Annotated in this window: 15 protein-coding genes, 1 tRNA gene and 1 pseudogene; 3 read left to right on the forward strand and 14 right to left on the reverse strand. The window is 42.8% G+C overall.

Annotation, left to right across the window (positions count from 1 at the left end):
- Nucleotides 1-81 precede the first annotated feature (81 nt).
- Nucleotides 82-522: a hypothetical protein gene (locus AAHT65_RS01350; protein ID WP_343310866.1), complete on the forward strand. Its 441-nt coding sequence runs from the start codon at nucleotides 82-84 to the stop codon at nucleotides 520-522.
- The gene (locus AAHT65_RS01355; RefSeq protein WP_343310867.1) at nucleotides 519-662 is read left to right on the forward strand and encodes a hypothetical protein; all 144 of its coding nucleotides are present in this window, start codon (nucleotides 519-521) and stop codon (nucleotides 660-662) included. The genes AAHT65_RS01350 and AAHT65_RS01355 overlap by 4 nt, the downstream gene beginning before the upstream one ends.
- 112 nt (nucleotides 663-774) lie before the next feature.
- On the opposite strand, the gene AAHT65_RS01360 is transcribed toward AAHT65_RS01355, so the two are convergent.
- The 3 genes from AAHT65_RS01360 to AAHT65_RS01370 all read right to left on the reverse strand — a co-directional run bounded on the left by AAHT65_RS01360 (nucleotide 775) and on the right by AAHT65_RS01370 (nucleotide 3228).
- Nucleotides 775-847 (reverse strand) — tRNA-Ala (locus AAHT65_RS01360).
- A gap of 293 nt (nucleotides 848-1140) precedes the next feature.
- Nucleotides 1141-1971: an undecaprenyl-diphosphate phosphatase gene (locus tag AAHT65_RS01365; protein WP_035175263.1), complete on the reverse strand. Its 831-nt coding sequence runs from the start codon at nucleotides 1969-1971 to the stop codon at nucleotides 1141-1143.
- Between the two features lie 90 nt (nucleotides 1972-2061).
- Nucleotides 2062-3228, reverse strand: coding sequence for an AI-2E family transporter (locus tag AAHT65_RS01370; protein ID WP_004429956.1), 1167 nt, complete (start codon nucleotides 3226-3228; stop codon nucleotides 2062-2064).
- Nucleotides 3229-3517: 289 nt separating this feature from the next.
- Here AAHT65_RS01370 and AAHT65_RS01375 point away from each other — a divergent pair, with 289 nt between their 5' ends.
- Nucleotides 3518-4501, forward strand: a complete 984-nt coding sequence (locus tag AAHT65_RS01375; RefSeq protein WP_343310868.1) for a Gfo/Idh/MocA family oxidoreductase — start codon at nucleotides 3518-3520, stop codon at nucleotides 4499-4501.
- A 42-nt stretch (nucleotides 4502-4543) separates the two neighbouring features.
- Here AAHT65_RS01375 and AAHT65_RS01380 read toward each other — a convergent pair whose 3' ends face one another.
- The 11 genes and pseudogenes from AAHT65_RS01380 to AAHT65_RS01425 form a co-directional block, all read right to left on the reverse strand.
- Nucleotides 4544-5068, reverse strand: coding sequence for a type 1 glutamine amidotransferase domain-containing protein (locus AAHT65_RS01380; RefSeq protein WP_004429950.1), 525 nt, complete (start codon nucleotides 5066-5068; stop codon nucleotides 4544-4546).
- 63 nt (nucleotides 5069-5131) lie between these two features.
- Nucleotides 5132-6406, reverse strand: coding sequence for an L-rhamnose isomerase (gene rhaA, locus AAHT65_RS01385; protein ID WP_088117848.1), 1275 nt, complete (start codon nucleotides 6404-6406; stop codon nucleotides 5132-5134).
- Nucleotides 6407-6436: 30 nt separating this feature from the next.
- Entirely contained in the window at nucleotides 6437-6751 is a 315-nt protein-coding gene (gene rhaM / locus AAHT65_RS01390) for an L-rhamnose mutarotase (RefSeq protein WP_004429944.1), read from the reverse strand.
- A 36-nt stretch (nucleotides 6752-6787) separates the two neighbouring features.
- Nucleotides 6788-8230, reverse strand: coding sequence for a rhamnulokinase (gene rhaB, locus AAHT65_RS01395; RefSeq protein WP_343310869.1), 1443 nt, complete (start codon nucleotides 8228-8230; stop codon nucleotides 6788-6790).
- A gap of 149 nt (nucleotides 8231-8379) precedes the next feature.
- On the reverse strand, nucleotides 8380-9150 hold the full coding sequence (locus tag AAHT65_RS01400; protein ID WP_343311492.1) for a DeoR/GlpR family DNA-binding transcription regulator: 771 nt from the start codon (nucleotides 9148-9150) through the stop codon (nucleotides 8380-8382).
- A gap of 101 nt (nucleotides 9151-9251) precedes the next feature.
- Nucleotides 9252-11321: a bifunctional aldolase/short-chain dehydrogenase gene (locus AAHT65_RS01405; RefSeq protein WP_343310870.1), complete on the reverse strand. Its 2070-nt coding sequence runs from the start codon at nucleotides 11319-11321 to the stop codon at nucleotides 9252-9254.
- A 133-nt stretch (nucleotides 11322-11454) separates the two neighbouring features.
- The gene (locus tag AAHT65_RS01410; protein WP_343310871.1) at nucleotides 11455-13443 is read right to left on the reverse strand and encodes a methyl-accepting chemotaxis protein; all 1989 of its coding nucleotides are present in this window, start codon (nucleotides 13441-13443) and stop codon (nucleotides 11455-11457) included.
- Nucleotides 13444-13564: 121 nt separating this feature from the next.
- Nucleotides 13565-15547 (reverse strand): methyl-accepting chemotaxis protein, encoded by a 1983-nt coding sequence (locus AAHT65_RS01415; RefSeq protein WP_010789751.1) that lies wholly within the window; start codon nucleotides 15545-15547, stop codon nucleotides 13565-13567.
- A gap of 177 nt (nucleotides 15548-15724) precedes the next feature.
- Nucleotides 15725-16675, reverse strand: a complete 951-nt coding sequence (locus AAHT65_RS21575; RefSeq protein ID WP_411764306.1) for a methyl-accepting chemotaxis protein — start codon at nucleotides 16673-16675, stop codon at nucleotides 15725-15727.
- A pseudogene (locus tag AAHT65_RS21580) lies at nucleotides 16670-17710 on the reverse strand (cache domain-containing protein); the annotation flags it as partial. The pseudogene AAHT65_RS21580 and the gene AAHT65_RS21575, both read right to left, overlap by 6 nt.
- Nucleotides 17711-17894: 184 nt before the next feature.
- Entirely contained in the window at nucleotides 17895-19883 is a 1989-nt protein-coding gene (locus AAHT65_RS01425; RefSeq protein WP_343310873.1) for a HAMP domain-containing methyl-accepting chemotaxis protein, read from the reverse strand.
- Nucleotides 19884-19942: the final 59 nt, after the last annotated feature.

Genomic DNA, 19942 nt, shown 5'->3' on the forward strand with positions numbered 1-19942 from the left:
TTACAGGCAATGTTCAAGACTGCTACAGAAGAATGGAAACTCATTAAAGACAATCCTATGGAGGGGTTAAGTCAGCCACATGTGGAACCAAAAGAAATGCAGTATTTTCAGACAGATGAAGCTGAAGAATGTATCCGAGTTTTATATGAGATTGATATTAAATGGCGTTTGTACTTTCTAGGTGCTATGATTGGTGGTTTACGGCGTGGTGAAGGGCTTGCCTTTCAGTGGCATTTAGATGTCGATTGGGATAGAGGTGGCTTCTATGTAAATCGCTCAATTTCTAAAACAGTCAACGGGCAGCCGCTTGTAAAAGCTCCTAAATCTCGCAGCTCAAAACGTTTTGTTAAAATGCCGGATTTCTATATGGATGAATTAGCAAAGTATTATCGCATATGGAAGAAAGAAAAGCTTATGCTCGGGGGTGCCTGGGAAGGTGGGGACAACCAATACATTTTTCACAGTGGCACTGGAAAACCCTATTACTATACCACCCCTACTGCAAAGTGGGCGAAAATATGAGTGCAATTCAAAAACGTGCTGGTCACGCGAGCAGACGCATAACATCTGATATTTACGGTCACGTTACCAAAAAACTTGAAAATGAGACAGCTCAATATTTAGATCAATTTAACCCGAAATTTATGGTGAAAAGCAACTAAATGACCTCAAAATAAAATTTTGGTCTCCAAATTGTCCCCAATTGCTTATTTGGGTTATTAGCTCTATTCCTGACAAACAAAAAAACCCTTATAGAATAAGGGTTTGAAGGTATGGAGCCAAGGGGGCTCGAACCCCTGACCTCTACGCTGCCAGCGTAGCGCTCTCCCAGCTGAGCTATGGCCCCGTGTTGTAACGTCATGTTTTATTATAGAAGATTTTTTTTTGAAACACAAGTTGTTTTTTTCTTTTTAGAGGAACTTTTTTATTTGATTTTCGTACGTATAGCAGACGAGGTGACTGTTATGGAAAAGAGAAGTAAGAAAAAAGAAGCGAGTGGTTTGATTATGCTGATTTATTTCAAATGTTGTTTTATGGAATTAGATTTATGATAAGGAAGATATTTTTATTGCTGCATCATTCTTAAATTATTGATTCCTAAATAAAAAATAAGACCTGCTCAGAGGTCTTATTTTTATTTTAGAAAAAGATCATCAGCAACACAATGCCGAGAATGATTCTGTAGATCGCGAATGGAACAAGCTTGATTTTGTTAATGAGCCGTAAGAAAAAACGGACGACGAACAGAGCCACGATGAACGCACTGATAAAGCCGACGGAAAAAAACGGCAGAAGATCAGCGTTTAAGCTGTCCCAGTTTTTCACAAGCGTTAAAGTGCTTGCGCCCATCATGATCGGAATCGCCATAATGAAAGTGAAGTCGGCGGCGGCTCGGTGATTTAAACCGAGAATGACACCTCCGGCGATTGTTGAGCCTGAACGGGAAAAGCCCGGCCATAATGCGAGACATTGAAATAATCCGGCTCCGATCGCTTGTTTATATGTGATTCGGTCCACCGTTTCCGTTGTTTCTTTTCTTTTGTTCATAAAGTCGGCCGCAAGCATCAATATGGCACCGGCGATTAAACCGAATGCTACGGTTTTGACGGAAAACAAATATTGATCAATGTAATCTTCGAACAAAAAGCCGAGGATTGTGGCAGGAACAAGACCTACTGCAATTTGGGCAATGCTCAGTTTGTGCCCTTTCGTTTGATCGCTTGTGATGTTTTTTTTCATTCCCAGCAAATTCAGAATACGGTCTTTAAAAACAATGGCTACGGCCAGAATTGAACCGAGCTGGATGACCACTTTAAATGTGTTTGCCGCTTCAGGCGTCATGAGGCTCTTAGATTTGAGCCAGATGTCATCGACTATGATCATATGTCCCGTAGAAGAAACCGGCGCGTACTCTGTTAACCCCTCTACTATCCCTAAAACAGCTGCTACAAAAATCTCCCATAGAGTCATGATTTTCTTCCCTTCATCAGACATTTATTTTTGGCAAAACTGAAGCTTTCCATTAATGGAAAGCCCGTCTTCTATAAGTATCGGCCATGCCTACTTTTTATGACCTGCAGCACGTCCATTTTTTTCTTCACCGTATAAATTGGAGCGCATTTTAAACCAGTCAAATAAATGGGTTGTTATCACTTTAACCACGGCATAGCCGGGTATTGCCAGAATAATTCCGACAACGCCGAAAAGCTTGCCTGCGGTTAAGAGAACGAAAATGATAGTGATGGGATGAATATGAAGGTTTTTCCCCATAATTTGCGGAGAAATCAGTTTCCCTTCAATCAGCTGGACGATTGTCCACACAATCACAAGCTTCAGCAGCATAAGAGGCGATGTGACAAGCGCAATGATAATGGCGGGTGTAATCGCGATTGTCGGGCCCAAATACGGAACAATGCTTGTACATGCGGCGATGATCGCAAGCAAAGATGCATAATCTAGACCGATAATCAGATAACCGATAAACAGCAAAAATCCGATGCAGAAGCTGACGATAATCTGGCCTCTGATATAGGAACTTAAACGGTGGTTCATTTCGCTTAATACAGTGAATGTCTGTTCTTTTAAGCGAGTCGGCACAAATTTTAATATGTAAACCGGCAATTTCTTTCCGTCTTTTAACAGATAGAAAAGAATAAATGGCACCGTTATGATAGAAATCACGATCTCGGTAATCGCGCCGATAAAATTCCCCACGCCTGTAAATGTGCTGTTCACAATTGTTGCCGCCTGATCTGATACTTTGTTGGCCAGATCTGAAATATTAATATTCATCGTCTGCTGCGCCTGATTGACAAAATCACTGCCGATCAGCTGTGCGGTCTGATCCTCTACAATATCCACATATCTTGGCAGATTATCAATCAAACTCATGATCTGCTCTTTCAAAAATGGAATGATTGACACGATGGTGATAGTAATCAGTCCGATAATTAAGATATATAGCAGCAAAATGGAATAAATCCTTTTTACTTTTCTCCGTTCAAGGAAATCGACTATAGGATTTAGCAGATAAAAGACAATGCCCGTTAAAATAATTGGCAGTGATATAGTTTTGAGCAGAACGATAATTGGAGTAAAGATAAATGATGTTTTGGTAAAAACCAGTATATTTAAGCCGATGAGCAGCAAAACAAGTAAAAATAAGACAAATTTATTATCTAAGAAGAATCGCTTGAATCTGCCGCTCCATGTTTGCAACGTTTCCACTGTCGTTCCTCCGTCATACATATTTTATTTAAATTGTACACTATCGGTCATATAATGAAAAATGAAAACCGCTTAAGAATTGGATTTTTCTGTTGTTCATGCAACTGACACTGGTAGTATTGCCGCGGTCCATCCCGATATAGCTTAGATTTTCAGATAAAATAAAAAATGCTTGAGCCGCCAAAGCTCGCCGTTTTCGCTTTCATATTTGTTTCCGCCTCTCTTTATCCCTTTTCTCAGAAAAAACAGCTATAATTAAAGATATCTTGTATAAAAAGGAGCAATCATTATGATTCGATTTGCAATTGTAGGAACTAATTGGATTACGGAACGTTTTCTCCAATCCGCGTCTGATATTCAAGATTTTCAGTTAACTGCTGTTTATTCAAGATCAGATGAACGCGCTGCTGAATTTGCAAAAACGCACGGCGCCGCCCATTCTTTCTCAAACCTTCAGGAAATGGCGGCGAGCGACTGCTTTGACGCCGTATACATCGCCAGCCCGAATGCTTATCATAAAGAACAGGCCATTCTCTTTATGAACCACGGCAAGCATGTATTGTGCGAAAAACCGCTTGCTTCAAACGCCAAAGATGCTGCCGATATGATTTCAGCGGCTAAGGCAAATGAGGTTGTCTTAATGGAAGCCATGAAGACAACCTTTCTCCCTAATTTCGTCAATATACAAAACCACATACATAAAATCGGGGAGGTCCGCAGATTTACCGCAAGCTACTGCCAATACTCTTCCCGATATGATGCTTTTAGAAACGGCACCGTGCTTAATGCGTTTAAGCCTGAATTGTCCAATGGTTCATTAATGGATATAGGAGTGTATTGTATATATCCCGCGGTTGTATTGTTCGGCGAACCAAAGGAAGTCAAAGCGAGCGGATACCTCTTATCATCCGGCGTTGATGGAGAGGGAACGGTTATTCTGTCGTATGACGGGTTGGAAGCCGTTCTGATGCATTCTAAGATTGCTACATCTTATGCCCCTGCGGAAATTCAAGGAGAAGACGGAACCATAATATTAGATACCGTTCACCGGCCTGAAAAGGTTGAAATTCGATACCGTGACGGACGTGTTGAGGACATATCAGTTGCCGACGATAAACCTGCCATGTTTTATGAAGCTGTCGAATTCATCACATTAATCAAAGAACAACAGCTTGAATCTGCCGGAAATACATTCGACCGCTCGTTGATGACCTTAAACATTATGGATGAAGCCAGAAAACAAATCGGTGTGGTTTTTCCAGCTGATCATTAAAAAATCCGCCGCGGCTGTTGGCCGTCGGCGGATTTTCTTACATTATTCACCCGCTAAAATGTCAGCAAACGCTTTTGCGTACTGCGGAAGGTCGGGCGGGCGGCGGCTTGAAACGAGATGTCCGTCTACAACAACCGCTTCATCAAACCATTCAGCCCCTGCATTTGTCATATCATCCTTAATGCCCGGTGTGCTTGTTACTTTTTTACCTGACAATATTCCCGAGGAAATAAGCACCCAGCCTGCATGACAAATCTGGCCGATTGGTTTTTCTTTTTTATTCATCGTGCGAATGATCTCCAAAACCTCCGGATATCTTCTGAGTTTATCAGGAGCCCAGCCGCCTGGAACAAGCACCGCATCGTATTCATTCACGTTAATGCTTTTGAAATCATAATCGGAAACAGCCGGAACACCGTATTTCCCTTTATATTGATGGTTCGCCTTTTCTCCTGCCAAATGGACGATTGCCCCTTCTTCTCTCAGCCGGTAAACAGGATACCAAAGCTCTAAATCTTCAAAATCATCACTGACGAAAGCGATGACCTTTTTCCCTTCAAGTCTCATATAGACAGCTCCTTTCTTTCCCTCAGTGTACGACATGATTCGCGGTTAAGGAAATAAAAGCTCTCACACTGTTTGGGACGGCGCCTGTCTTTTAAACAGAACTTCCCGTTCATATTGCTTTACTTCTTTCAGCCATGCCTCTTTTACCGGAACACCCATTTCTTCGCAGTAGTAATCCCAGATGGCGCCGAATGGGTACGTTTTGAACTCTTCGAATAAAGCCAGCCTTTCTGTGAAGCGCCCTTCTTCTTGTAATTGTTTTAAATGTCCGTTCGGCACAAGCATTGCATACAATAACGCTTTAATCATATTGCGCGTCCCGATTGTCCAAGCGGCGACTCGGTTAATGCTGGCATCAAAGAAATCGAGGCCGATCATGACGTTATCCAATGCCTCATTACGGACTATTTCAAGGGCAATTTCACGCAGTTCATCGTCTAACGTGATGACATGGTCACTATCCCAGCGAACCGGGCGCGAGACGTGCAGGGCGAGCTTGTCACTGTAAAGCAGCATTGCTGAGATTTTGTTTGACACCGCTTCTGTCGGATGAAAGTGGCCAGTATCGAGTAAGCACAGCTTATTATTTTTAAGCGCGTAGCCGAGATAAAATTCATGTGAGCCGACGACAAATGACTCTGAACCCAATCCGAATAATTTGCTCTCTACAGAGTCGAGATTGTGTTTCTCACTGATGTTTTCCTTGAAGATTCGATCTAATGACTCTTTTAATCTTTTTCTCGGTGTCAGCCTGTCGCTTGGGATGTCTTTATAGCCGTCCGGTATCCAGATGTTCGTTAAACAAGGCGTTCCTAATTCTTTTCCAAAATACTCACCGATACGTCGGCACGCTATGCAGTGATTGATCCAAAATTCCCTGATCTCTATATCAGGGTGGGAGAGTGTAAGACCGTCGGCCGCTTTGGGGTGTGAAAACAATGTCGGATTAAAATCTAATCCAAGGCCGCGATCTTTTGCCCATCTCACCCATTTTTCAAAATGGCGGGGCAGCAGTTCATCACGTTCGACAGCTTCCCCACTTGTTTCTGCATAAATGGCATGCAAGTTGACACGGTGTTTTCCCGGAATAAGAGAGAGTGCTTTCTCTAAATCTCTTCTTAATTCTTCAGGGGTATGCGCTTTTCCGGGGTGGTTTCCCGTCACGTCAATACCTCCGGAAAGTTCGCTCTTATTCGGTTCAAACCCTTCGATGTCATCACCCTGCCAGCAATGGATTGAAATCGGGACTTGTTTTATTTTCTCTAAAACTTGTTCTACATTTATTCCCCATTTTTCGTATTCTTGTTTTGCTCTTTCAAAGTTTTCATTACTTGTCATCTCGGCTTCAATCCTTTCTCTGAATAAAGATTACGACAAATGAAATACTTCCTGTAAGTCTTTTGAAACCGGGCTGTGGTCAGGATTTGTTTTCATTAATGGCGACATTGATTTCCACCATTTTTGACAAATCTCCGTTTCCGCCATCTTGCTCCACTTCTCTTCACTCTCTATTTCTAAATAAGCAAATAAACAGCCTGTTTGTTCGTCTAGAAAAATAGAATAGTTATGTGCGCCATGAGCTTTCAGCGCTTCTGCCATCTCTGGCCAAATTTCGTCGTGACGTTTCTTGTATTCCTGATACTTATTTTGATGAACAAACATAACGCCTGCTTTTCTTTTCAAGATCATCACCGCTTTCATTATCTGAATTAACAGCGCTTACAAAACTGTCCGCTTAAATAATTGAATCATAGAATCCCGGTCTGTTTCCTGCGGAGTGAAGGCTTTGATGTCAAATGAGTTCTTTACCAACAGGCGTGCTTGTTTTAGGTCCTGTATTTCTTTTGATGCAATCATTTGCATGAGCAGGTTTCCGATTGCCGTGGCTTCCGCCGGTCCGGCGTATACCGTTTTACCGCACATATCGGCTGTTAGCTGGTTTAGCAGATCATTGTGAGCGCCGCCGCCGACAATGTGAAGCTGCTGAATGGGTCTCTCTGTGATTTGTTCTAAGTCCTTGATGGCAATTGCATAAATGATGGCCAGATTGGTGTAGATGCAGCAGGCCAATTCACCTGCTGTGTGAGGAATCTTTTGGTGCGTTTCCCGACAATAATCCTGTATTTCCTTTATCATGTTATCAGGATGTAGGAAACGATCATCGTTGAAGTTAACAAATTGCTGGAATGGCTCTGTTTTTTGTGCTTCTTCTACTAATTGTGCAAAACTGTAATCTTCTTTTAATTGTTTTCTTATTTCTTGCAACACCCACATACCGATAATATTTTTTAAGAATCGAATGGTCTTAAAAGCGCCCCATTCATTTGTATAGTTGTTATACATAGCCAGATCAGTGAGAATGGGCGTAGCATTTTCCACACCGATTAACGACCACGTCCCGCTGCTGATATAGGCCCACTCATCACTTTCAGCGGGCGCCGCGATGACCGCTGAGGCGGTGTCATGGGAGGCTACGGTTATCACTTTGCATATCGGCAGATCAAAGGCGGGAAATCGCTCGTTTTTCAGCATGCCGAGTTCCTGTCCCGGTTCTATCAACGGTGCGAATTGCTCCTTCTTTACGGATATCGCATCAAGCAAGTCTTTATCAAATGTTCTTTTTGAGGCATGTAAGAGCTGCATGGTAGAAGCGTTGGTTGCTTCTGTTACACCGTTGCCGGTTAAGCAATAGCCTAAATAATCAGGCACCATTAAAATTCGGTCTGTTTTTTCCAAAACTGCATGGTCCTCTTCATATAACTGATAGATCGTGTTGAAGGGTAAAAATTGTATGCCTGTTTTCTGATAAATGGTTTCTTTGGAAATGGCAACAGTCAGTTTGTCAATCGTGCGTTCTGTTCTTTTGTCCCGATATGAGACAACTTCTCGTAAGCGCTTTCCTTTTTGGTCTAATAAAACATAATCTACCGCCCACGTATCAATGCCGAGGGTACAGTGCTCATAGCCAAGAGATTTGACTTTTTCCAGACCCTTTATGGTTTGCTCCAATAGATGGTCAATATCCCAGCAGCAAACCCCGTTATGAGTCGTAAATCCGTTTGCAAATCTGTGAATTTCCTTTGTTAATAATTTGCTATTTTTTATTTCTCCTATCATTACTCTTCCACTCGACGCCCCTATATCTACCGCGGCATAGACCATCTGCTCTCCACTCTCCTTCAGAGAATCGGCCATTCATTTCTTTTTTTATGATTATCTTATTATACAAACAAAAACATTTCAACAGTATATTCTTTCTTTGTTTTTGTTTTACAGGAAATAAAAAGACAAACAAGCAAACGTTTGTCTTTTTATGATGATGGGTGTACGGTTGTCACTTTTACTTTTTTCTCTTCAAGCGCTTTCATGTATTCCGGATTGATCTTGGAATCGGTGATGATCCGGCTGATGTCATGAATACGCGCAATATGAGAAAATTCACGGCTGCCGAATTTACTTGAATCCGCCATCAGGATTGTCTGGTCTGACCGTTCAATCATCCGTTTCTTTAACAGCGCCTGCCATTCATTTGAGTCGCTCAATCCGCCGTTTATATCAAAGCCTTTACAGGAAAGAAATGTTTTGTTTACATGATAGGTCTCAAGGGAACGTTCCGCTAAAGGTCCGACATATGATAAGGATTCAGACAGCAAAAATCCTCCCGTCGATATCACTTCAATTTTGTCTTTTTGACTGAGTTCAATCGCCGCTTTCATTGAATTCGTAATGACGGTCAGCTGAATATCGGGAAGTATTTTTGCCATGTACCACGCGGTTGTGCTTGCATCAAGAATGATTCGGTCTCCGCTTTCCACATATTCAGCGGCTTCACGTGCGATTGCTTTCTTTTCCGATACATTTGTGATTTCCCGTTCAGAAAAGTGAACCTCCGACTCCTGCTGCTGAATACTGACCGCACCCCCATGACTGCGGCTCAGCTTGTTTTCTTTTTCGAGTTTTTCAAGATCGCGCCGAATGGTTTCTTCGGTTACAGTGAATATATCACTCAATTCAGATACGCGTATGCTTGAACGTAAATTGACTAATTCGACTATTTTTTGGTGTCGTTCGGCTACTAGCATCAGCAACGCCCTTCCTCTATTCTACGTTGTGCACAGTTTCATTCTGTGTTTTTGTCTTTATATCTTAGCATATTTTTTCCTTGGTTCATTACCGTATTTTGTTAGCGTGTGAACGCCGCCGGAACGCCGCCGTCTACCGTAATCATGCAGCCCGTCGTTTTTTCCGCTTTAGAGGATGCTAAAAAAGCGATTGATTCCGCAATATCTTTTGGATAGATATTGACTAACAGGGTTGTGCGTTTTCGGTAATGCTCCTCTAATTGATCTGGTTCAATGCCATACGCCGCAGCCCGTTCTTCCCGCCAACTCGACCCCCAGATCGCCGATCCTTGCAATACGGCGTCAGGCAAAACCGAGTTGACCCGAATGCCATGTTCGCCTCCTTCAGCAGCGATACATCTTGCCAAATGCGTTTCAAGCGCTTTAACCGAGCTGTAGGCGGCTGCGTTTTTCCCTGCGTACACAGAATTTTTTGATCCGACAAAGACCATATTTCCGCCGGCATTCTGCTGCTTCATTTGTTTGAACGCTTCACGGGCCACTAAGAAGTAGCCTGTTCCCAATACATTAATATTGAGATTCCATTCTTTTAACGTGGTTTCTTCAAGCGGACTTGAAGTGGCCAAACCTGCATTATTAACAATAATATCAACACCGCCGTATGTAAGCGCGGTTTGTTCGAAAGCCTGCTGTACCTCTTCTTCCTTTGTAACATCCATCTTCACGGCTATTGCACGGCCTTCTCCGTATGTTTTGTTTATTTCCCCGGCAATTCTTTGAGCGCCCTCAACATTAAGATCAGCTACCACAACGTGCGCGCCTTCCGAAACGAAACGGCGGCAGGCAGCACTTCCGATTCCGCCTGCACCTCCCGTAACAAACGCCACTTTTCGTGAAAACTCAGCTTCTGCCGGTGCCAGAGTGAGTTTGTAAAGCTCAAGCGGCCAGTATTCGATATTGTAAGATTCATTTTCACTTAAAGAAACAAAACGGCCCAAAGCGGAAGAACCTTTCATCACCGCAATCGCCCGATGGTATAATGCGCCGCTCACTTTGGACATTTCCAGGCTTTTCCCTGTGTTTATCATACCAATGCCCGGAATTAATATGACTCTGGGCGCTGATTCAAAGCACTGGTCACCTTCCTGTTTATTGCGTTCGACATAATCTTTATATTCTGATTTAAAACGTGTGATGCCTGCTTTCACGTTTTTCAATAGTGCATCAATGTCTTGTTCTTGCGGATTCCAGTCAACATACAATGGAACGCGCTTTGTATGAACGAGGTGGTCCGGGCAGGCTGCGCCGGTTTGTGAAAGCTCGGGTGCTTTTACACTGTTTACAAATTGCAGAACATCGTCTGCGTCATCGTATGAGAGTATCATTTTCTTTTCACTGCTTACCGCGCCGCGGATGACAGGCATGATCTTCGCTAAGATTTGTCTGCGTTCTTCGGCCTGGAGAGACTCGTACCTTTCGCCTCCAAAAGCGTTTTTTTCTTCAATTCGTTTGTTGATGTACCTCTCTGCTTCGTTAATAATGGAAATGGTTTTTTCATAGCTCTCTGCTGACGTATTTCCCCATGTGACTAGGCCGTGTTTTTCCATTAAAACCAGCTCAGCGTGCGGGTTGTTTGCCACACCTTCGGCGATCATTTTTGACAAGGTGAACCCGGGGCGGACATATGGAACCCACACAAAACGGTTTCCGTATATGTCTTCGGCGATTTGTTTTCCATTATCTGCGCAGCAAATGCTGATGATGGCGTCTGGGTGTGTGTGGTCAATATGTTGATAAGGCAGGAATGCGTGCAGCAGCGTTTCAATAGACGGTCGGGGATGTTTGCTGTCTATCATACAATGAGCCAAGTACTCTACCATTTCCTCATCCGTCATTTCTTCTCTTTCGATTAATGGACGTATGTCTTCCAGTTTTAAGCCGGTAAAGTTATGCGCTTTCATTGTTGCCAAGTCTGAACCGCTGCCCTTTACCCACATGACTTCAATATCTCGGCCTCTAAAATCCTTCTCATAGGTTTTCATAGACGTGTTCCCGCCGCCCCAGTTGCATACAGCGCGGTCTGAGCCGATCAGATTAGAACGGTACACCAATTCTTCGGCTCCCTGCGGCAATCGGTCAGCCTTTTGTTCTTCCCATAAATGCTTCACCATTTTTGTTAACCTCCGTTTCTCTGTTTTTGTTTCTCATTTTATTATATATAACTTTTGTTTATTTTTGAATATTTTTATTTTTTGTTTTTATAAAAAAGAAAGCAGCATGTCACCATGCCGCTCTCTTGTTAGGTTAAGATTCAATTTTAAATTTTTTCGTAATCTCTTGCAGTTCTTCGGCCATGTTGGCGAGAGTTTCGGCAGATGAGCTGATCTCTTCCATTGAGGCAAGCTGTTCTTCGGCTGAGGCCGCGATGTCCTGTATGCTTGCCGTGCTTTCTTTTGCAACCGCTGAGATGTCGTCTACAGCTGTTGACACTTCTTGTGATCCGGCTGACAGCTGTTCAACCGTTGCATTCATATTTTGCAATTCACCGGAAATTTGTGTCGTCATATCAAAGATTTTTTTGAAACTTGCTGCTGTTTGATCTGTAATGTTCAAGCCTTCTTTGACTTCATGATTGACTGATTGGAACATGGACAGCGATGTGCTGATTTCTCTTACAATCTCTTGGATAAGCGCTTCGATTTCCTTGGCTGAGCCTGCTGATTGGACCGCCAGTTTTCTTACTTCTTCCGCCACCACTGAGAAGCCGCGGCCGTATTCTCCGGCACGGGCCGCTTCGATAGCCGCATTTAGCGCCAGCAGATTTGTTTGATCTGCTATACCGTTAATCACATTTAAAATACTTGTGATGTCTTTTGATTTTATCTCCAGCCCTTTTACCACGGCCTCCGCTTTCTGAACGGATTGATCTATCGTTTTCATTTGGCCGACTGTGTGCTCCACTAATGATTCTCCGCTTCCTGCCGTTTCAGAGGATTGAATGGAGGTCTCAGTAATTTTAGCGGAAGCTCGGGCAACTTCGGCGATGCCTGCATTCATTTCAGAAAGGTGTTCTGAGCTTGCTTCCATTTTCTCGCTTTGCGCTTCGTTTCCATTTGAAAACCGCTCGATAGCCAGTGTAATATGTTCGGTCGCCTTGCTTGTTTGTTCGGCGCTGGCCGTCAGTTCTTCTGATGAGGAGGCGACATTTTCAACTGATGTTTGAATGACGCCGATCACAGAACGCAGTGATGCAGACATTTCGTTAAAGCTTTCACTGAGCTGGCCCAATTCGTTTTTCGATCGAATTTCGATGACTTCCGTTAAATCGCCTCCGCTGATTTTGGCAGATGTTGAGACAAGCTTTCTTAAAGGTTTTGATATGGCTCTGATAATGAAGAAAATTAAAATGCCGCCAATCATCAATGATGCACAAAAAATAATGAGTGCCATGTGTAATACCGGGCTTGACGCATCTTTAATTTCACTGACAAAGAAAGTGCCGGCGATTTTCCAGCCTGTCTGTTTATTTGTCGTAAAGGCCATTTTCTTTTCTTGCCCTTCGAAGGTATATTGGAATTTGCCTTCATTTTTCGAATATACTTCGTTCGTCCACGCTCCTGTACCTGCTGTACCCGGGTCAATCGTCGGATGGGTAATATATTTTTTATCGCCCGTTGTAATAAATGTGAATCCTTTGCGTCCGATTTGAATTCTTTCTGAGGCGGCAAGCAGTTCATCCAGATTTAAATCAAGCGCAACGATACCTGATCCGTCTTTTGTTTGCTGTGAAATGGTGATGACCGTTTTATCTGTTGCTGCATCGGTGTATGGTTCAGAGAAAACCACTTGCCCTTTTTTCTCAACGGCGTTTTTGAACCAATCCCGTGTTGTCGGATCAAAGTCCTTCGGTACGCCGCCTTCAGGATATCTATATAATGTTTTGTCGTTTGAAGCTGTATAGATCGCTGACACATCGTCATTCAGCATGGTATATTGCTTGAATTTCTCGTTTAATAAAGATTTGTTCTTTCCATTAAATAAATCTGTGTTAATCAATTTACTGTAATAATCGAGGGCTTTTGTTTTGTCGTCCAGCTTATTTTGCAGAACGTTGTTCAACTCCTCGACGTTGCCCTTGGCACTGTGCATCAGTTCTTTGTCCAAAGAACTTCCTGCTGATTGATAGCTGAAATATGCTAATACCCCAATTGGCAAAATCAATATTGCCAGAAACGCAGCAATAAGGGGTTTGCTGATTGATGGTTGTTTGATCCATTTCATTAATTTTTTCATTCGTGGTGACTCCTTCTTTAAGATAAAACTATTATCGTCAGATAGGTCAAAAGGTTTAATTTAAAAACTAAAAAAAATACCCGGGAATGTGCTCCCGGGTATTTTTATACGTTAACAGGCTTTATTCAATTGTGAATCGCTTCGTCATGTCTCTTAATTCTTCAGCCATTCGGGACAGTGTCTCCGCTGATGAGCTGATTTCTTCCATTGAGGCCAGCTGTTCTTCGGCAGATGCCGCGATATCTTGGATACCTGCTGAGCTTTCTTTAGCGATGGCCGCAATGTCTTCTGAGGCCCCTGATATTTCTTGGGAGCCCGCGGAAAGCTGTTCGACTGTAGCGTTCATATTTTGCAATTCACCCGCAATTTGGTTTGTCATCTCAGAAATTTGTTTGAAGCTGGATTCCGTCTCGTTTGTAATCTCAAGTCCCGTCTTCACTTCGTGATTCACTGATTGGAACATGCCGAGTGATGTATTGATTTCCTTGACGATTTCTTTGATCAGGCCTTCGATTTCTTTTGCGGAATCAGCCGATTGAACCGCTAGTTTTCTCACTTCTTCCGCGACAACGGAGAAGCCCCGTCCGTATTCCCCGGCACGTGCCGCTTCGATGGCAGCATTTAGTGCCAGCAGGTTGGTCTGATCTGCAATTCCGTTAATGACACGTAAAATGTTTGTAATGTCTTTCGATTTTGTTTCTAATCCTCTTACGACGTTTTCAGCTTCTTTTACAGATTGATCAATCATGTTCATTTGTCCGGCCGTTTTGTGAACCAGCTTTCCTCCGTTACTGGCTGCTTCAGTGGACTGAATGGATGATTCCGTAATGACAGAGGAGGCTTTTGCCATATCCGAGAGGCCGTCATTCATTTGATAGATATGCTCAGCTGCTTCTTCAATTTTTTCACTTTGGCTTTCATTTCCGCTTGAAAATTGTTCAATCGCCATTGTGATATGTTCAGTCGCTTTGCTTGTCTGTTCAGCCGATGCCGTCAGCTCCTCAGAAGAAGACGCGACATTGTCGACAGAATCTTGGATGGCATGAATGAGCGAACGGAGTGAGCCTGCCATATGATTAAAGCTGTTTCCTAAATCACCTAATTCATCCTTTGAACGGATGTCAATGGTTTCAGTGAGATCTCCCTCACTGATTCGTTTTGAAGAAGCCACAAGTTTTTTCAGAGGCCCGGTAATTGAGCGGATGATGAGCGTCATTACGACAAGCCCCGCAGCAATGGCGGCCGTTAGAACGATTAACGCGAGATGAAGCACGGGTACAGCTGCCTCGTGAATTTCATCCTGATACATGGTTCCTGAGATTTTCCATCCGGTTAATGTATTGGTATCAAACACCATTTTTTTCTCTGAGCCTTCAAAAGCATATTGAAAATCGCCTTTCTTATTATCATAAAGCTGATCAACCCATTTGCCCTTTTGCTCGGTTCCCGGTGTTTGTTCAGGGTGGGCGACCACTTTTTTGTCTTTGCCCAGAATAAATCCGTAGCCTTCTTTCCCGATTTTCACTTTTTTCGTCGTTTCTAAAAGTTGGTCGATGGTCATATTAATGGCCACTACCCCTGACCCGTCTTTTGTCTGCTGGGCGATCGTCACCACCATTGTATCTGTGGAAGCTGTTTTATAAGGATCCGTAATCACCACTTTTCCTTTGCTTTCCACAGCTTTTTTGTACCAGTCCCGTTCGACCGGATTATAATCTCCCGGCATAGGGATGTCCGGATAACGTGTAAATGACCCGTTTTGATCACTTGTATAAATAGATTCAACATCTTTGTTGAGACTGATATATTGTGCGAATTTGTCTTTTATTGAAGCTTTTTTGTCTTTGTACACTTTTTGATTCAGCCATTCGCTAAAGTAAGCAGTGCTGTCTTCTTTTTCGCCGATATTGTCATTAATGATTTCATTCAGCTGCTGAACATTTTCTAATGCGCTGCCCATCATTTGCTTATCAAGCGAGCTCTTTGTGGATTGATAGGCGCTAAAGGCCAATATAGAAATTGGAATAATAAGAATGATCAAGAAAGATACAACTAGTTTTCTTGTAATGGATCGCTGTTTGATTAGATTGATTAGTTTTTTCATTTATTCATTTCTCCTTAACTAGGTTATTCTTCATATCGGCTCTATATGGGTAAATATATACAAAGTTAAAAGAGAAATCAGATAAAAAGAACTTTATACCTAAAGTTAAGTAGTAATATATACCTATTTAAATGAAAAAGCACCCTTGTGATGGGGTGCTTTTTCACATTTCAGACTCTATTCTATTTTAAAACGCTTTGTCAGCTCGCGAAGTTCTTCCGCCATTTTCGCTAATGTATTGGCTGATGAGCTGATTTCTTCCATTGAAGCAAGCTGTTCCTCCGCCGATGCTGCAATATCTTGAATACTTGCCGCACTTTCTTTTGAAATGGCTGAAATCTCCTCTGATGCTCCGGATATTTCTTCTGAGCCTGCGGAAAGCTGTTCGACTGTGGCGTTGATATTTTGCATTTCTCCCGCGATTTGGTTTGTCTTTTCCGATATATCATTAAAGCTTGCTTTGGTTTGATTGGTTATGACAAGTCCTGCCTCCACCTCTTGATTGACAGATAGGAACATGCCAAGTGATGTATTGATTTCTTTGACAATATCATTAATCAGAGTTTCAATTTCCTTCGCTGAATCCGCCGATTGCACGGCAAGTTTTCTTACTTCTTCAGCTACTACGGAAAAGCCCCGGCCGTATTCTCCCGCCCGCGCCGCTTCGATGGCCGCGTTTAAGGCAAGCAGATTGGTTTGATCCGCTATTCCATTAATAACACGCAAAATATTTGTAATATCTTTTGATTTAATCTCCAGGCCCTTCACTACCTGCTCAGCTTCTTTTACAGATTGGTCAATGGCAGTCATCTGGCCTGTCGTTTTTTGGACAAGCTGTTCTCCGGCTCCCGATATTTCAGTTGATTGAATGGAAGATTCCGTAATTACTGCTGTGGCGCGCGCCATGTCGTTCAGACCGTCTTTCATTTCGTTTATCTGTTCTGTTGTCGTTTCGATTTTGTCACTTTGCGCATCGCTGCCGTTTGAAAATCGTTCAATTGCCATTGTAATATGTTCAGTCGCTTTGCTTGTTTGGTCAGCCGAAGCCGTCAGCTCTTCTGATGAAGCCGCTACATTTTCGACTGAGTCCTTAATGCCGTGAATCAGAGAACGGAGGGAGTGCAGCATGTCATTGAAGCTTTGGCTTAACACCCCCAGTTCGTCTTTTGATCTAGCCTCTATTGTTTCAGTCAAATCGCCGTTGCTGATCTTTTTCGCCGATGCGACAAGGTGCCTTAATGGTTTTGTGATCGAACGGATAGTAAAGTAGATTGCGGTCACTCCGCATATGATTGCGATTCCGAGTACGATCCATGCTTTAATTAAGACATCTCTTGCCGCCTGCTTGATTTCATCCGCATACATCGTTCCGCTGATTTTCCAGCCCGTTGTATCACTCGTTTCAAAAGCCATTTTTTTCGCCTTATTATCGTGCTTGTATTCGAAGTCGCCGTTTTTCTCATTAAAAAGTTTATCAACCCACTTCCCTTTTAATTCAGTTCCTGCTTTTTCACCGGAATAGGCGATGACTTTTTTATTTGCACTTAAAATAAAGGCGTATCCTTTCTCTCCGATATTAATTGCTTTTGCTGTTTTGACCAGACCGTCTATTTTCATATCAACAGCAACTACCCCTGAACCGTCTCTTGTCTGCCTGGCGATGGTGACGACCATTTTTCCCGTCGAGATGGATTCATATGGCTCACTGATAATCGCTTCTCCTTTATGTGCAACCGCTTCTTTATACCAGTCTCGTTCTAAGGAATTAAAATCATCCGGCATGTCTGCTTTCGGATAGCGAGTGAATGTTCCGTCATTGCTGCTTGAAAATACAGCTTCAACCCCGTCATTCATCTGAATAAATTGTTCAAATTCTTGGTAAAGCTTATTTTGGTTCTTTTCTTTTAACTTCTCGGCGGTTACGTCTTTGCTGAAAAATTCCGTGTACTTTTTATTGCTGTTAACTTTTTCATTGATTATTTTATCTAATATTGCGACATTTTCCTTCGCGCTTTGCACCATCTGTTTTTCAAGCGATGAGACCGCCGATTTATAAGCGCTTGCTGCGAGTACAGCGATTGGAAGAATCAAGATTAATAAAAATGAAATAATGAGCCTTCTGCCAATAGATGATTTTCGCACCGTGGTGATTGTTTTTTTCATTTGCTGGATACCTCTTTCAATAATTTACATATTATATCGGATGATATTCCTTATAATTACATTGAAAAAGAAGGTAAAAATGAAAATTAGTTCTAAATACTCTGTAATAAAAGGGTCTTTATTCTTAATTTTATTGACTATATAAAAAACAGCACCTCCCATCTCGGGAAAGTGCTGTTTTTTCTTATGATTCTATTTTAAATCGTTTTGTTAAATCGCGCAGTTCTTCTGCCATCTGCGCTAACGTATTCGCTGAGGAACTGATCTCTTCCATCGACGCGAGCTGCTCTTCGGCTGATGCCGCGATGTCCTGAATGCTTGCTGAACTTTCTCTTGATACGTCCGCGATGTCACTGACTGCTGACGTGACGTGCTGTGAGTTGTCAGAAAGCTGCTCCGCTGTGGTATTCATCGTTTGCAGCTTGCCGGCTATTTCATTTGTCATGCCGAATATGTTTTGGAAGCTTTCTTTTGTATCGTCTGTAATGCTAAGCCCGGATTGGACTTCTTGATTCACCGCTTTAAACATATGCAATGATTTTTCAATCTCTGAAACGATTTCTTGAATCAGTTTTTCTATTTCTTTTGAAGAGTCGGCTGACTGGACAGCAAGCTTGCGCACTTCCTCCGCCACAACCGAGAAGCCCCGGCCATACTCTCCGGCTCTTGCAGCTTCAATTGCCGCATTTAACGCAAGCAGATTCGTCTGATCGGCAATGCTGTTTATGACTCTCAAAATGTTTGTGATATCCTTTGATTTTCCTTCCAGTCCTTTTACCACAGATTCAGCCTGCTGCACTGACTCATTTATGGAATTCATTTGGCCGACGGTTTGCTGGACAAGCTGTTCTCCGGTTCCCGCAATTTCTGTGGACTGCAAAGAAGCTTCTGAAATGGCTGATGTGGTTTGGGTCATATGGTGCAGACCGTCATTCATCATACTGAGCTGCTTAGAGCTTGACTCGACTTTTTCGCTTTGATCTTCATTGCCGTTCGAAAATTGTTCAATCGCCATCGTAATATGCTCAGTCGCCTTGCTTGTTTGCGAAGCGGACGCTGTAAGCTGTTCAGATGATGCCGCGACATTGTCGACAGAATCTTGAATGGCGCTGATCAAGGAGCGTAAAGATTCTCCCATCTCGTTAAAGCTATCGCCGAGCTCGCCTAGTTCATCCTTCGATCGGATTTGAACCGTTTCAGTCAAATCGCCGCTGCTGATTTTTTGAGACGACTGTACGAGGCGTTTTAACGGTCTTGTGATTGAGCCGACAATGAAAATGATCAGGATTCCGCCAATGAGAATGGAGGCGGCAAGTACGATCATGCCCATATTAAGCACCGGCTGTGAGGCCTCTTCGATTTCACTTTTATACATTGTTCCGGCTATTTTCCAGCCTGTCAGTTTATTTGTCGTAAAGGCCATTTTTTTATCTTCATTTTTCATGCTGTATTGTACTTGCCCGCTGTCATTATCATACATGTCGGCTACCCAATCGCCGGACAGCTTTTCACCTGGTTTATGGTCTTGATGGGCCACATATGTTTTATTTTTAGTTGCGATGAAGACATAGCCTTTTTTACCGATCTTGATTTGTTTCATCTGTGCAAGAAGCTGGTCTATCGTAATATCCATAGCGATAACGCCTGAACCGTCTTTTAATTCTTGCGCGATCGTAATGACCATGCTTCCGTCATTGGCTGCTACATAAGGGTCAGTCACGATAAGTGTGCCGCCGGCCTTTACCGCGTCCTTATACCAGGGACGTTCCCTCGGATCATAGCCGTCCGGCACTTTTTCTGTCGGGGCTTGTACATAAGCGCCGTCTTCCGCTCCTCCGTAAATTCTGGCGACATCTTCATTAATGGAGGTATATTGAAAGAATTTCTCCTCAAGCTGCTGTTGGTTTTTCTCTTCAAATGATTTGGCTTTTAGCAGTTCACTGAAATAAGAAACCGCCTTCGCCTTGCCGTCTAAATTATTCGTAATGGTCGTATCGAATGTGTTGACATTATTTTTTGCGTTTCCCATGATTTCCTGATCGAGCGTGCCGCTTGCCGTGCGATATGAACTCCATTCTAAAATGAGGATCGGGATGATTAGGATGATGCAAAAGGAAATAATTAATTTCTTTGATATGGACGGACGTCTAAGCCAATTAATAAATGTCTTCATGTATTGTTGCTCCTTCGGGGTTAGATACATTATATATCGGCTGCTTTAAAAAGTTTTAT

Source organism: Bacillus atrophaeus (assembly GCF_039519175.1).
GTDB classification, from domain to species: Bacteria; Bacillota; Bacilli; order Bacillales; family Bacillaceae; genus Bacillus; species Bacillus atrophaeus.

Coding starts and splice junctions, on each gene's coding strand:
- AAHT65_RS01355 (WP_343310867.1), top strand. CDS start 519: ATGAGTGCAATTCAAAAACGTGCTGGTCACGCGAGCAGACGCATAACA.
- AAHT65_RS01365 (WP_035175263.1), bottom strand. CDS start 1,971: ATGACTCTATGGGAGATTTTTGTAGCAGCTGTTTTAGGGATAGTAGAG.
- AAHT65_RS01375 (WP_343310868.1), top strand. CDS start 3,518: ATGATTCGATTTGCAATTGTAGGAACTAATTGGATTACGGAACGTTTT.
- AAHT65_RS01380 (WP_004429950.1), bottom strand. CDS start 5,068: ATGAGACTTGAAGGGAAAAAGGTCATCGCTTTCGTCAGTGATGATTTT.
- rhaA (WP_088117848.1), bottom strand. CDS start 6,406: ATGACAAGTAATGAAAACTTTGAAAGAGCAAAACAAGAATACGAAAAA.
- rhaB (WP_343310869.1), bottom strand. CDS start 8,230: ATGGTCTATGCCGCGGTAGATATAGGGGCGTCGAGTGGAAGAGTAATG.
- AAHT65_RS01400 (WP_343311492.1), bottom strand. CDS start 9,150: ATGCTAGTAGCCGAACGACACCAAAAAATAGTCGAATTAGTCAATTTA.
- AAHT65_RS01405 (WP_343310870.1), bottom strand. CDS start 11,321: ATGGTGAAGCATTTATGGGAAGAACAAAAGGCTGACCGATTGCCGCAG.
- AAHT65_RS01410 (WP_343310871.1), bottom strand. CDS start 13,443: ATGAAAAAATTAATGAAATGGATCAAACAACCATCAATCAGCAAACCC.
- AAHT65_RS01415 (WP_010789751.1), bottom strand. CDS start 15,547: ATGAAAAAACTAATCAATCTAATCAAACAGCGATCCATTACAAGAAAA.
- AAHT65_RS21575 (WP_411764306.1), bottom strand. CDS start 16,675: ATGCTGCACTCCCTCCGTTCTCTGATTCACGGCATTAAGGACTCAGTC.
- AAHT65_RS01425 (WP_343310873.1), bottom strand. CDS start 19,883: ATGAAGACATTTATTAATTGGCTTAGACGTCCGTCCATATCAAAGAAA.